Here is a 13,617-nt window from a genome sequence, read left to right as displayed (position 1 = left end):
TCATAGCTTATGTCAGTGTCCGAAATTTGGGGGGTAGCTCAAAGGCCCCACATATCAATACGTTCGAGCTTGGACAACATGGTCGTTACAGAACCAACGTGTGGGAATACCGCGGGGTCAACACGATGCGGGCCGACCGGATGGAGGAGCTGGCGTTGCATCCGACGGTGAAGCCCGTCCAGATGATCGCCGATGCGATCCGGGACGTGTCGGGACGGGGAGACATCGTCCTCGATCTCTTCGGCGGCTCTGGCTCAACCCTGCTCGCGGCGGAAAAAACCGGGCGTCGTGGCTTTCTCTGCGAACTGGATCCGGTCTATTGCGACCGGATCCTCGCCCGATGGGAAGCCTATGCCGGGGACGAGGCCGAGCAGCTGGTCTGCGGCTGGTCCGCGCCCGGCGCGGCCGAGGTGGCGGCCGAGTGATGGGCCGGGACAGGACGAAACTGCCGATCACCCGGCCCGATGCCGCCTATGAGGTCGGCTATGGCAAGCCGCCCTCGGACAGCCGGTTCAAGCCGGGCCAGTCCGGCAACCCGAAGGGCCGGCCCAGGGGGGCGAAGAACAAACGCCCGGCGCTCAACGAGGAGCGGCTCAAGGGAATTATCCTCGACGAGGCGTATCGGGACATTACGGTGCGGGATGGCGAGCGCAACGTGACCGTGCCCATGGCGCGGGCGATCATTCGTGCGCTGGCGGTGAATGCCGCCAAGGGAAATCACAGGGCGCAGCAGATGTTCGCGGATCTGCTGTCGACGACCGAGGCGCAGAACAAGGCCCAGGCAGACGAATTGCTCAAGACCGCCATCGACTACAAGCTCGGCTGGGAGGAGGAACTCCGCCGGCGCGAGGCCCAGGGGATCACGCACCTGCCGCCGCCGCGGCCGCATCCCGACCAGGTAAAGATCGACATGAAGGCCGGGACGGCCCGGATCCAGGGACCGGTCACGACGGAAGATGTGGCGGAGCTGGCCCTCTGGGAACAGCGGCGCGATGGCTGGGTGGACGAGCTGGCCTGGCTCCATGCCCAACTGGCGAAAGATCCGCCGCCCGAGGAGCGGGCCCGGCTGGAGGAGGATCTGCGTCAGGGGGCGAAGACGCTCGCGATCATCACCCGGCTGTTGGAGCTGACCGGGTATTGAAGCGGGCGTCGGGGTCCGGCGGTCAGACGTCGCGGAACCCGAAGGTCAGCTCCTGCGCGTCCCAGTTGATCGGCATCGGGCCGCTGACCAGGCGCTTCAGCGTCAGTTCCGGTGGCTGGGTGCCGTCGAGGATGGCCTGCTGGATCCGGGGGGAGAGGAAGGCAAGCGGCGCCCGGGTCCGGATGTAGGAGCCCGGCACCTTGTCGCGACGGGCGAGGGCGGTGAGCGGGGTGCCGGAGCGGAGCGCTCGGGCCCAGCCATGGGCGCGGATCAACATGGCGCGCAGGTGCGGATCCGGGGCGGGTTTGACCTCGCCGGCGATGATCTTCACCTCGACCCCGCGCCGGCGCAGCGAAAAGGGCGCGGTGAGGGTGAGGAAAGCTGGATCCAGATCTTTGGCCGGGATCCCGAGATCCGCGGCCAGGGCGGGAGCCTCCAGGGACAGGTCGATCCGGTCGCGCTGCAGGGTGCCGGCGGCGATGAGCCGGGCCCCGAGCCCGCCACCCGCTGTCCGGAGGCGAGCCCTCAGGTTCTCCGCCGCCCCGCGCGTTTCCGCCGCGCGTCCGGCATCCGGCCGGGCGAGGACCCGGTGCGAGGTCGCGGCGTTCTCGAGATGCGCGGCCAGGATGTCGAGGACCGCCGTTTCCAGTGCCGGGGCCGGCAGCCGCCAGCCGCTCGGATCCGTCCCGCCCGAGATCAGCCGGTTGGAGACGTAATAGCGCAGCTGCCGTCCGCTGCGGGTGGTGTGGCTGGGCGTCAGCCGGTCACCGGTCTCGTCACGCAGGAGCCCGGTCAGCCAGGACCCGGGATCGTCGCCACTCGGCCCGCTGGCCCGCCGTCCGGCAGATCGGGACCGCTGCGCAGCCTCCTGCATCCGCGCCTGCACCTGGTCCCAGAGCGCCTCGTCCACGATGGCCGCGTGCAGACCGGGCCAGGTCCGGTCCTTGTGGCGGATCTTGCCGAGATAGACCGGGTTGCGCAGCAGCGAATAGATCTGCCCGCGGGAGAGAGACCCGCCTCCGCTTGTGGATCCATTGGCCCGGACCCGTAGCTTCGAGCACAGACCTTCCCCGTTGGCACGTTCCGCCACCTGGCGCAGGCAGCCGAAAGCGGCATAGAGGTCGAAGAGCCGGCGGACGGTGCGGGCTTCGTCGGGGTTCACCACCAGTGTCCGCGCCTTCGGGTCGGGGTGACGGTCGTAGCCGAGAGGCAGGTTGCCACCCATCCACAGCCCCTTCTTCTTCGAGGCCGCGATCTTGTCGCGGATCCGCTCCGCGGTGACTTCGCGCTCGAACTGGGCGAAGGAGAGCAGCACGTTCAGGGTCAGCCGTCCCATGGAGGAGGAGGTGTTGAAGGCCTGGGTGACGGAGACGAAGGAGCAGTTGGCTTTCTCCAGCCGCTCCACCAGCCGGACGAAGTCGGCAAGCGACCGGGTGAGCCGATCGATCTTGTAGACGACAACCATGTCGACGCGCCGGGCATCGACCTCGTCGAGCAACCGTTGCAGGGCGGGGCGCTCCAGCGTGCCGCCAGAGAGACCGCCGTCATCGTAGCGTGCCGGCAGCAGGGTCCAGCCTTCGTGGCGCTGGCTGGCGACATACGCGACGCAGGCCTCGTACTGGGCGTCCAGCGAGTTGAAGTCCTGGTCGAGCCCGTCCTCGGACGACTTGCGTGTGTAGATGGCACAGCGGATCTTCGGGCGCGGGCTCACCGGGGCGTCTTCCCGTCCAGGCCGAAGAAGCGGGGCCCGGACCAGCGGGCACCGGTGATCTCGCGGGCGATGACCGAGAGCGAGCGATGGGTCCGGCCTTTCCAGACGAAGCCCTCCTCGGTGACATCGACGACATGGGTCACGCCGTTCCATTCCCGCAGCAGCCGGCCGCCGGGCCTGAGGGCAGGGCGCTTGCGCTGCGCCGGTTTGCCCGCCGCGTCCTTCGTCAGCGTCGTCATCGCGGCGCGGGACAGCCCACCCTGGCGCCGGGCCTGCAGCTCGAAGGCGAGGAACCGGCGCAGGAAGGTCTGGCTCATGCCGCGCGGAGCGGGAGATCCGAAGATCTCCCGCCAGAGGGCAAGCAGGTCCTCCCGTACCATCCCGTCGAGGTCGCGGTGGTCGGGCAGGGCGGTCACGCTTGGCGTTCCCGGTCAGCGACAAGGTGGTACGTGGTCGGTCCATCGGTTTCCGGCCACCTCCGCTCGATCGCATTGCCCTTCTTGCGCAGGGTGCTCAGCGCGGCACGCGCCGAATGTGCCTGCCAGCCGGTTGCCTTGCAGATCGCCGCCAGGCTTGCACCCTCGGGCCGTTGCAGCAGGGCCATCACCCGGCCCATCTTGGTCTGCTTCGGTTTGGACATGATAGTTCTCCTCGGCTTGCGGGCCGGCGGAAGGCCAGCCCCGGTACCGAGCAGAGCCCGAACTCATCGGGCACAGGTCACTGACGCGTGCTTTGAAGAACGTGTCCAGTGGAATGTGGGGCGCGCGTACCCTTGGGTTCTAATCCCATCCGATCCGCCACTTGCCCTCGTGAAAGCGTTCTCCCGATCCGGCTACGGCCGGATTTTCCCGTTGTATTAGAGGGTTATGCGGGAGGGGCTGAACACCGGCCCATGCGCCAGGAGACCCGGCAGCGGTCTCTCAGGGCCGATATTCTCCGGACCTCATGACTACGCTAATTTGGTGAACAGCCTTCAAGCATCTGGAATGCCAATGTTTTCTCCAGGCTTCGGCTGAACACTTTGATGCCGGTGGCGTTCGACGAGATGGAACGGAGATCGAACGTTCGCCATTGCGCCAGTTCGCTGTGCGAGCTTCGAACGAACGGGACGCGGGCTTTCCAGCCTTTCGCCCGCGGAGCATTCCTCGCGTCGGTGTGGGTCCCTCGGCGGGCCGTAGCGCCGCGCTCACCGCTGCGCCGTACCCAGACCGAGACTACGGCTTTGAAAACACCTTGTGCGTTTCGTTGAATTCATCGCGAAATTTCACGATCTCGTCGACCGATACCGGCAGATAGTTCCGGAACAGTGCGTTCCAGTTCGCTGGCGCCTCGACGTTGTTAATCGCGTCCGCGCCGCCGTTGACGGTGATTGTGACCGTCCCGTCGTCGTTGATCGTTGCAGTGCGGCTGTTGACGACGAAGGGATCTGTCTCGACCCAGCCATCGGCGTTGTAGAAGGTCAGTGACCAATAGCCGGCATCGTCATAGCGAAGGTCGGGCGGCTCGAAGGTGACGCTGGCCGTCTCGCCCCCGGCCGCACCCTCGTCGCCGGGAAGCACGACGAAGTAGAAGGCGTGCTGGGCTGGCAGACCGCCCCATCCGGCGAGATTGGTCAGCTGGAACTGCGGTTCGGAAATGTCGTCGATATCGTCGACGAAGCCCTCTTCGATGACCACTTCCGTCGGTGCGCGCCGGATCAGGTCATTACGCAACGTGTTGAAGCTGGCGAGATCGTACTGCACGTCGGGCTCGTAGGGCGCATCCGACCCGGCGGTCACGGTCACGGCGTCCTGCCGCTGACGCATCTCGTCCATCCCGGCCTCGGTCCGGTCCCGGGGCTGGGTCCGCATGAAGAGATAGACATGATTGCCGTAAGTGACGTCGTCGGGACCGATTTCGAGCGTATCGCCGGGATAGGCGACGCCGATCGTGACGGAGTTCTCGTCAAGCACCTGCACCAGGTGCAGAAGGTCGTAATCGGGAACCTCGATCGTCAGGCCCTCGCTGACATCCCAGACCCCGTAGGAATAGACCAGGTCGAAATTCGACCGGATCACGGTCTGATCGTCGAGGTCGATCCCCTCGCGTTCGTGCCTGAACGTGTTGGGACCGGTGGTGAGGGTCTCCGCCGCGAGATACTTGGCGGTTTCCGCGCGCACCACGTTCTCCATGGTCACCGGCTCCCCGCCTTCTTCGATAAACGCGGGGCTGGATGGTAGGGCGACGCCGTTTTCGCCGACCCCCGTGTCAACGGCGCCGCCCTGCGCCACGGCCGGTGACGGAGCGGTTGCGACTCCCAACGCGGCGGCCATTGTCATGCTCAACACAAGTCGCTTCATGTCATTTCCTTTCGCGGTGATCGCCCGGCTCTGCGATCCCTCTGTTTTGTCCATGTCACCAGACCCCCAGAGTGACGCTGGCTGTCTCGCCAACTGCCGCACCCTCGTCGCCGGGAAGCAAGACGAAGTAGAAGGCGTGCCGGGCTGGCAGAACGGCCCACCCGGCGAGAATGGAGATTGGTGAGCTGGTACTATGGTATTGTGCGCTGAACGCGGTCATTTGGCGCCGGGCATGGCGACCGTGATATTCGGTGGATACTTTGCCAGAACCCCGGCGTACCGAGCGACTTCCTGGCCCATCTGCGTGACTATCGGCAGATAGCGGTTGCCGATGCCGAGGTTCTCCTGCGGGTTTTCATAGAGGTTGACCATAACTGACCCGCCTGTCTCGGATACAATGGCGCCGCTGAACCCGCCCTTGAGGCCCTGCGAGAAGATCGCATCCTGCAATTGAACGACCATGTGATACTTGAACTCGTCGATGCGCACTGCCGCCAGATGCGCGTTCATCGTATAGATCATGCTCTTTCGGGCTGACTGACCTTCATCGGCCAGAAGGAAGGCGGTCTGGTCGATGCCGTCAACATAGCGAACTTCTGGGATGAATTGGGTGACCTCTGCGCCGGGAGCGCCCGCAAGCGACAACGCCGTGTTGAACAGGTCGCCGTAGAAGAACAGACCCTCCGACTTGCGGGGCGTGATCATGTCCTTCCAGTAGAAGAAGGTCGGAACGCGTGTGCCGCCTTCCCAGGTCGACCCCTTGCCACCGCGGAACGGCGTGCGGCCATAGGGCGCCACTTCCTGTTCGGGACCATTGTCCGAACCAACGAAGATGAAGGTGTTTTCCAACTGCCCGGTCTCTTCGAGCTTCGCGATCAGCCGCCCGAAGATGTCGTCGAGTTCGACGATGCTGTCTGAATAGCTGTTTCGCGCGCGCGATTTCCCAGCGTAGTCGTCGTTCGGGTAATTGTCGAAATGCGCGCCGCGTGTGCCATGATACAGAAACCACGGCTGGTTGGCGTCAACCTGAGACTCGATGAACTCCTCAGAATAACGCGCCCAGTCCTGATCGAGATTCTTGATCGATTCGAGGTCGATCTCGTAGACATTCTCGATGCCACTCTCAGGTGTGGCATGGACATTGTAGTGGTTGAAGTCCAGTTCCTCCATGAACTTCATCCGTTCGGGGCTGAGCGCGATTTCCGGGTTGAAATAGACATCGCGCCATTCGGTATACATGTCCGAGACACCGAGGAAGCCGTAGTAGTCGTCAAAGCCGACATCGTTCGGGACGGAACCCTCGACCTCGCCCATATGCCATTTGCCGACGCCCTGTGTCGTATAGCCCAGTTCCTTCAGGATCGAGGCGACTGTTTTTGCGCCGCCAAGCCCGCCTTTCTCGCCATACATCGGCGGCCGCAGCAGACCGTGATGCAGCGGGTTCTGTCCCGTCATGATGGATGCGCGCGTGGGCGTGCAGGATGGCGTAGAATAGGCCGAGGTCAGGATCATGCCTTCCGCCGCGAACCGATCGAGATTTGGCGTATCGTTGCCCACCGCGACCCCGCCGCCGTTGAAGCCGAAGTCCATCCAGCCAACATCGTCGGTCAGGAAGAACAGGATATTCGGCTTCTGGCCGGTACGTTCTTCAAAGTCGGCCAGCTTCTGCCGGGCCTGATCGACTTCATTTTGATGGATGATGACCGGTTCCATGTTGTCCGCGATCTGCGTAGCCTGAACATGGAGATACTGGTTCGGGTGCGAAAAGCCGGGTGCGGTCGTCGCGCCATCGCTCGAGCCGCGCGGATTCGCGGGCTGATTGGCGTAGTCCATCTCCTGCGCCGCCAAGGGCTGTACAAGACTGCACGCGGCCAAGGTCAACGCCGGCAAGTATGATCTGTTGAATTTCACCTGCATCCTCCTATGCTTGCGCACGAGTCCGATGGGAAATAGCGCTTTGCGCTAGGACACCTGCTCGGAGCACGTTTTCAAGTATAGATTGTGCGACCCCGTGGTCGGTCATGTCCTTCCCCGGTGGTCGGGCGGCTCTGCAATCATTCGGCCTTCTCGATGTCGCCGGGCTTCCAGCTTCCGTTCAGTGCTGGTTCCGAGGGCGCATAGAGGCGCAGGATCGCGAAGAAGCCGCGGTCCGGCGCCGTCGCGAGCCAGTTGGACTCCTGTCCGTCCGGCGCCTCGGGGCCGATATGGAGCGTGGTGCTGCCGTTGTCATTCTGAGCCGGCTCGTCGAGCTTGCCGAGCGAGGGGAAGGGCTGCCCGTTGTCGAGACCCGAGGCGTTCTCGGCCTCATATAGCGTGACCGACCAGAAGAGCTCCGCCGGGATGTCCGGCGGCAGGTCGAGCGTGTAGCTCCGGTCGCCCACCAGCGGATCGCCGTCGGCGTCCTCGAAACCGATCATGTAGAACGCGCCCTTTCCGGGCGTCATCGACACCATGCCGGGGCTGATCGAGAAATAGTCGGTGAAGAACCAGGCCCGCGCGTCGAGCTCGCGGTAGCCCGCCTCCGTCGACATCCAGTCCAGGCCTACCGGCACGTCGGGCCAGCGCGCCGAGACGTTGTTGACCGGGTTCAGCCACTGGCGATCTTCATAGACGCGGAAATCCACACCGTTCAGGCCGTGCTGGAAACCGATCACGCGGCTGGTCTTGTAGGCCGTCCGGGCCGCCGCATCGAGGATCGCGCGGGTCGCGTCATCGGGGGCGAAGTCGCGGTCGACCGCGATGCCGATCCCTTCGAGCATGCCCAGCCAGTCCGGCCCGGCGAGGTTCTCGCCCTCTGTGTCGACAAGGTACTTCAGCTGGTCGAAGGCCGTCGCGTCGGACCGCGGCAGCATGTCGTAGGATCCGCCCGCGGCGTCCGGAAACTCCATCGGCCGGGCCGAGTCCTTCTCGCCCAGCGGATAGATGACCGACTGCCTCAGCAGTTCGGAGGCCGGTTCGATTTTTTCGAGGCTCTGGTAGAAAGAGCGCAGAAAGAAGAAGACGTTGTTGGTCCCAGAACGGTAGACGTAGTGATCCTCCGGCGCCTCGCCGTCCCAGCCGGGCGGCACGATCAAGAAGTTCCCGCCTTCGCCACCATCCGGTCCGGGCAGGCCGAGATCGCCGAAATATTCCCCGCCATCGACCGGGGTCGGGCGTTGCCAGGCGTCGAGGATGATCCCCTGCAGCCCCGGCGGCGCTTCGAAGACCAGCGGGCCGGATTCGCCCAGATCGGCAAAGACCATGGCGTAGATCAGGTCCGAGTTCGGCGTGGTGATCCTGGTCTGCGCATCCAGCCGCTCGGTCCAGATCGGCATGATGTTGTAGCCGGTGCCGAAAGCCTCGGCCGCGCCGTCGCGCATGCCCATCGTGTTCAGCAGCGGCATCGCCCAGAGATAGGTCTGCGTGGCGCGCTGGAAGGTCAGTTCCTCCATCAGCGTCTGCGCGGTGTCCTCGGTGGGACGGTTGTTCTCGAACGGCAGGTTGGCGAGGCCCTCAATGCGTTCGGATTGCGCCGTGGCCATGCCGGCGACCGCGGCGAATGCACCGCTCCAAACCGCTACTTTCATGAGGTGTTGCATGATCGGTGTCCCTTGACTGGGTTCGGGGTGACCCGCCGAACGCTCCGGCGGGCCCGGTCATCATTCGACACGTTGGAAATCCTCCAGCCTGAAGCTCTTGTCGAAGAAGGCTTCCTCGGGCGCGTAAAGACGGAAATAGACGAACCAGCCATCGTCTCCGACGGTCTTGAAGTGGTTGCTTTCCATCCCCTCGGGCGCGTCGGGTCCGAAATAGAGATCCACGCTTCCGTCCTCGTTGGCCTGCAGGCTCTCGGTCCGGCTGCCCTTGGTGACGTCCGCGATCTCGGTGCCGCCATTGTCGTAGGGGCGGCGCGTTTCCTCGCTGTAGAGCGTGACAGACCAGAACTGGCCCACCGGCACATCGGCCGGAACATGCAGCGCGTAGTTGCGGTCGGCGCGCAGCATGTCGCCGTTCTGGTCGCGCTTCGAGGTCATGTAGACCTGACCTTCACCGGGCTGGGGATTGACCATGCCCTCGGTCGAGGCGACGGCTTCGTAGAACCACGTCGCGCGTTCGTCGATCTGCTGGATCGTGTCCGTTTCCTGCGCGACCTGGAAATCGAAGCTCTTGTACCAAGACGTGTCTTCCCACCACACCTCGGCATAGCGCGGGTTCACCTGCAGGTTGCGGGCCATCAGTTCGCCAAGGGCCGCGCCTTTCGTCAGGATCTCCTGTTGCCGGTCCGTCGGGGCGAAGTCCTGTCCCTTGACGATCCCGAGAGGGGCAATCATCGCCATCCAGGGCTTGTCGATCTCGCGCACGGGTTCTTCGTTGACGATGGCGGCGAGCGTCTCCCAATAGGCAAGGCCGCGCGGGGCCGTCGCGCTCCATTCCACGTCCCGTCCCTTGATGAAGTCGCTCGTGCTGGTCTCACCAGTCGGGCCCATCGCGTAGTCAGAGACGAAGCTGTCGTAGAAGGCCGGGTCCGGGTCGAGGATACGGATGCCGACCAGTATGTTGTTCGTGGCGCTCTGGTAGACGTAGACGCCATCCGCCTCGTAGTCTGCGGGATCCTCCTCGGGTCCGACGACGATATAGGTCGCGCCTTCGCCCTTGTCCGGCCCGGTCAGGCCAAGATCGAAGACGGGTCGCTGCCACATGTCCAGAACACCACCCGCCGTCTGGCCCGCTGGATAGTCGATCTGCAAAGGGCCATTCGACAGGTCGCTGAAGTTGAAGATGTAGGGTGTCGTCAGGTTGGCGGTGACGATGCCGCGTTTTTCCTTCAGCGTTTCCAGCACGGCGAAGGCCCCCGGAACATCCGTGCCGTAGGCTTCGCCCTGAGCGTCTCGCCAGGTTGTCATGCTGACAAGTGGCGTGGACCAGATATAGGCTTGGGCGGCGCGCTGAAGGTCCATCGCGTCGAAGAGCATCTGCGAGTTCTCTTCGCCGAAGTAGGAATCCTCCAGCTCGACTGTGCCATAGGGGGTGGCGATCGTTTCGTCGCCGCTGAGTGTGGCCTGGTCCAGCGGAACGGCATCTTGCGCCATGGCAGCGAGCGATGTGGTGCAGAGCAGCGCGGCGCCAGTGATCAATCTGATTGGGAATTCGGTCATGGGTTCCTCCCGTCTTGTCAGAATTGGAAATTGAGGCCGCCGAAGATGCCCCATTCGGGTTGGCCATCGCCCTCGGTTGCGACCGAGTATTGTGGCTCGACAAATGCGTTGACCGTCGCAAAATCCGTCTGGAACACTTTTCCGACGCCCAATCCGATCGGGACGGCGTAGTTGTCGGTCTCGAAATCATAGGTCCAGATTCCCGAGGATCGCAGGTACCAACCTTGTCCGAGTTGGTAGAACGCGAACGGCTGAAAGGCTCCTATGTTCACGTCGGCCCGGTTGTCGTCGCCCGCGACGCTGGCCTGCCATGTCAGCAGGTAGCCCCATTGGAATTTTGGGTTCGTCGCGTTGAACAGTACATTGGCAAAGCCTAGCGACCATTTCTCGGATCCGATGGCATCATCCGTGGCCGTCGGGATCGTGACCTGCGGCCCGACGCCGAAGCTGATCGCCGGATTGCCGGTGTCGAAGAGATAGGCGGCGAACACGTTGAAATCGCCGATCCCCGTTGTGTCGCCCCCTCCCGCTTCGGGGAAGGTGTTCACCGGCAGGGTCGCGCGCATCAGCCATTGGCCGCCGAAGGCGGAAAACGGTTGCGCATAGCGCAGGAAGAGCTGGTTGGCGTCGCGGTCCGTCCCGGAAAGCTCGCCCGTATACTGGTTCTGGAAATTGAGCGCCTTGGTGTTGGCGAGCGGGTTGTTTGCCTGAGCCGCCGAATCGCTCTGGGCTGCGGCCGGACCGGCCATCAGTATCGTCGCGATCAGGGCCTTACCAATTGTCCTCTGCGCCACGGTCCACCTCCTTTGCCGCGTCCTCCCCTCGCGGGCCGAACTTGCCTCTACGGTAACAGTGCGCTCCGCCCTGCCGTCTACGTAGATCGTGCCAATCCGCCTACAACCATTCGGGCTGTCGCGACCGCTCACGGGCGGCTGCGAGAGTCATGCTCGGCTTCCCGCCGAAAAGCTCCCTGTACCTGACGGCGAGACGGCCGGGGTCGCTGCCGGCGCCCCAGCGCGCGGCCGCATCGCCGATCGTGCAGATCACTCCACGCCGGGACACCAGATCGCGTCGTACGCGGTGAAGGCGCGCACGACGAACATAGCCCTGCGGGGTCTCCTCGAGGATATCCTTGAAGGCCCGGTGCAACGTTCGCGCCGAGACGCCAGTCGCGAGCACGAGATCCGACATGCGGATCGGCGCTGCGAGGTTCTCGTGGATATACTCCCGCGCCTGGCGGACGATCCCCGCCTTCCTGCTCGAGCGGAACGTGTCGCTCGTCGATGAGGAGCACGCGAAACGGCCGATGAGCAGGCGCAGGGTCGCCGAGTCGAGCCCGGGTCGGACCGCATGAGACGCCGACTGGTGGATCAGGGCGACCTGCCGCCTGATCTCTTCCAATTCCGGCGACGGGATCGTGGCGCGGCGGATGTTGGCCCTGCCAGGCGTGCCGTAATCGCCCCAGTGGCCGGATCGTGCTATCTCGCTCCGCAGGCGGTCTTCGGTGAGAGTTGCGGCTATATAGGCGGAGCGCCCCGCGAATATCGTGTCGAGCTCGCCCCTGGGCATGACGATGACGGCTTCGCCCACCTTGGCTTCGTCAAGCCACAGGCGTGATCCGGACCCGAGGGTCAGACACAGCATCAGGGTCACCGCGTCCTCGGCCAGCGCCCCGCGCAGGTCGACCTTGCCGTCGATCAGCCCCGTGCTGAAAACGATGCCGCGACAGGCGCAAAAGGCGAGGCTGCCGCTGGGAGGCGGCCCCGCCATCTGCATCGCCTCCAGATGTGCGCCGAGAACGGCGTTGCGCAGGTCCTCTATTCGCCGGACCGGGAACCGCCGCCACGCCTCGCAACTCGAACTGGCCGCCCGCTCCAACGCCAAATCGACAGTCTCCCCGCTTGTGTCAGGACCAGAATGCGGCTGGAACGAGGAGCGGTCTGTGCAGTTCGTGCCAAAATTCTATGGCCCCGGCGCGCGTGCCGCCTGAAGGGTCTCGCTCGGCTTCTCGCCGAAGAGTTCGCGGTATGCGCCCGCCATACGACCGAGGTCGCTCATTTCCCACTCGTTCGCGATGAGCGCGATCGTGCAGACGCGTTCGGGAGCGTCGGCGAGGTCGCGCCGGATGCGATGCAGGCGCAGCCGTCGCACGTAGCTTCGCGGCGTCTCGTCCAGGATCTCCGCAAAAGCCCGGAAGAGCGTCCGCCGGGACGCGCCGGCCGCCGAGGCGAGCGCGTCGGCCGAGATGGGCTCCGACAGGTGCTCGGCGATGTAGGCGCGGGCCCGTCGGACGATGCGGCCATGACTTCCAGGGCGCGTCCCGACATTCATCGCGCGCGGGGGCCGTGCGAGGTGGCAGAGGACGGCATGGAGCATGGCTCGCGCTGGATCGCCGGGAACGGGATGGCCGCCGTGAACGGACCGGAATTGCTCGCGCAGCTGGGTCGGAATCGTCGGCGCCACCTTGCGCGGGTGGACGCCGGTGCCCCCAAGCGTCCGCTCATCGAGAGCGAGGTCGAGCTGTGCCGCCTCCGCCTCCAGCCGATCCGCCGTCAATGTCACGGTCGCGTAGAGCGATCCGGGCGCATAGATCGAGTCGTGCTCATCGCCCGGAAGGTAGACGCCGACATTCCCGGTCCCGACCTCGCTCAGCCAGTGCCGGGTCCCGGCGGGCAGATCGATACCGATCCCGATCGTGACCCGATCGCCCGAGAGCGGTCCGCTGAGCGCAACGGGTCCACCGACATACCCGGAGGTGAAGACCATCCCGTCGAGCTCGGCGAAGGCGATGCCACCGGAAAGATTGCCTCGCGATAGCTGCGTGGCGTCTAGGCCCGCGCCAAGCACCGCATCCCGGAGATCCTCGATCCGGGCAATCGGCACAGTGGTCCAGTCTATGGTGGCGTCTGACGAAAGCATGATCCCGAACTTCGTGAATTCTCCACGAACATAGCGGGTTATGCAGAACATTGCATCACACGAACCGGTATGCCGTCTTGCTGGACGCTCGAGGCATGAACGCAAGACGGTCGGGAAAGGCTAGCCGCGGAGGCGAAAGTTGCGATCGGCCGCAACCATTTCGGCGTACAGGCCAGGATCGGCGCGCTCGCCGTTCGCATAGTGGTGCTTGCCGTCAATCTCGAGGACAATCCTCTGTCGGCCCGGCAACCAACAGATCGGTCGGATCCACCAATCTCATTCCCGTCGCCTTTGCGAGAAGGATCCAGCAGGTTGCCTCGGTGACCGGCAGTTTCCAGGTAGACCCACCGATCTGCTTTCAATGAATGTCAC

The 13,617-nt window shown here is 64.4% G+C and carries 12 protein-coding genes; 2 read left to right on the top strand and 10 right to left on the bottom strand.

Going from position 1 to position 13,617, the window contains the following annotated elements; genetic code table 11:
• The coding region (locus ATO3_RS27035) for a DNA-methyltransferase (protein WP_143747399.1) at window positions 1-425 on the top strand (425 nt) is incomplete at its 5' end.
• Complete coding sequence (locus ATO3_RS29510) at window positions 425-1,141, top strand: DUF5681 domain-containing protein (protein WP_088652891.1); 717 nt, start codon at window positions 425-427, stop codon at window positions 1,139-1,141. The genes ATO3_RS27035 and ATO3_RS29510, both read left to right, overlap by 1 nt.
• A 22-nt stretch (window positions 1,142-1,163) precedes the next feature.
• Here ATO3_RS29510 and ATO3_RS27025 read toward each other — a convergent pair whose 3' ends face one another.
• From ATO3_RS27025 to ATO3_RS26980, 10 genes are all read right to left on the bottom strand, one after another.
• Window positions 1,164-2,852 (bottom strand): recombinase family protein, encoded by a 1,689-nt coding sequence (locus tag ATO3_RS27025; protein ID WP_088652890.1) that lies wholly within the window; start codon window positions 2,850-2,852, stop codon window positions 1,164-1,166.
• Window positions 2,849-3,268, bottom strand: a complete 420-nt coding sequence (locus tag ATO3_RS27020) for a DUF2924 domain-containing protein (protein ID WP_233152344.1) — start codon at window positions 3,266-3,268, stop codon at window positions 2,849-2,851. Before ATO3_RS27020 ends, ATO3_RS27025 begins: the two co-directional genes overlap by 4 nt.
• A complete protein-coding gene (locus ATO3_RS27015) occupies window positions 3,265-3,492 on the bottom strand; it encodes a DUF3489 domain-containing protein (RefSeq protein WP_088652889.1) in 228 nt (75 codons plus the stop codon). The genes ATO3_RS27020 and ATO3_RS27015 overlap by 4 nt, the downstream gene beginning before the upstream one ends.
• A gap of 574 nt (window positions 3,493-4,066) precedes the next feature.
• Window positions 4,067-5,191 (bottom strand): DUF1254 domain-containing protein, encoded by a 1,125-nt coding sequence (locus tag ATO3_RS27010; RefSeq protein WP_158218080.1) that lies wholly within the window; start codon window positions 5,189-5,191, stop codon window positions 4,067-4,069.
• Between the two features lie 216 nt (window positions 5,192-5,407).
• Entirely contained in the window at window positions 5,408-7,102 is a 1,695-nt protein-coding gene (locus ATO3_RS27005) for a sulfatase-like hydrolase/transferase (protein WP_198963362.1), read from the bottom strand.
• 143 nt (window positions 7,103-7,245) lie between these two features.
• Entirely contained in the window at window positions 7,246-8,769 is a 1,524-nt protein-coding gene (locus ATO3_RS27000; protein ID WP_088652886.1) for a DUF1254 domain-containing protein, read from the bottom strand.
• Between the two features lie 60 nt (window positions 8,770-8,829).
• The gene (locus ATO3_RS26995; protein ID WP_088652885.1) at window positions 8,830-10,326 is read right to left on the bottom strand and encodes a DUF1214 domain-containing protein; all 1,497 of its coding nucleotides are present in this window, start codon (window positions 10,324-10,326) and stop codon (window positions 8,830-8,832) included.
• A 17-nt stretch (window positions 10,327-10,343) separates the two neighbouring features.
• Window positions 10,344-11,120 (bottom strand): hypothetical protein, encoded by a 777-nt coding sequence (locus ATO3_RS26990; RefSeq protein WP_233152343.1) that lies wholly within the window; start codon window positions 11,118-11,120, stop codon window positions 10,344-10,346.
• A 100-nt stretch (window positions 11,121-11,220) separates the two neighbouring features.
• Window positions 11,221-12,210 (bottom strand): helix-turn-helix domain-containing protein, encoded by a 990-nt coding sequence (locus tag ATO3_RS26985; protein ID WP_088652883.1) that lies wholly within the window; start codon window positions 12,208-12,210, stop codon window positions 11,221-11,223.
• A gap of 78 nt (window positions 12,211-12,288) precedes the next feature.
• On the bottom strand, window positions 12,289-13,296 hold the full coding sequence (locus tag ATO3_RS26980; RefSeq protein WP_198963361.1) for a helix-turn-helix domain-containing protein: 1,008 nt from the start codon (window positions 13,294-13,296) through the stop codon (window positions 12,289-12,291).
• Window positions 13,297-13,617 lie beyond the last annotated feature (321 nt).

The organism is Marinibacterium profundimaris, assembly GCF_002210095.1.
In the GTDB taxonomy this organism is placed as follows: Bacteria; Pseudomonadota; Alphaproteobacteria; order Rhodobacterales; family Rhodobacteraceae; genus Marinibacterium; species Marinibacterium profundimaris.
This window is presented reverse-complemented; position numbering and strand designations above follow the sequence as displayed.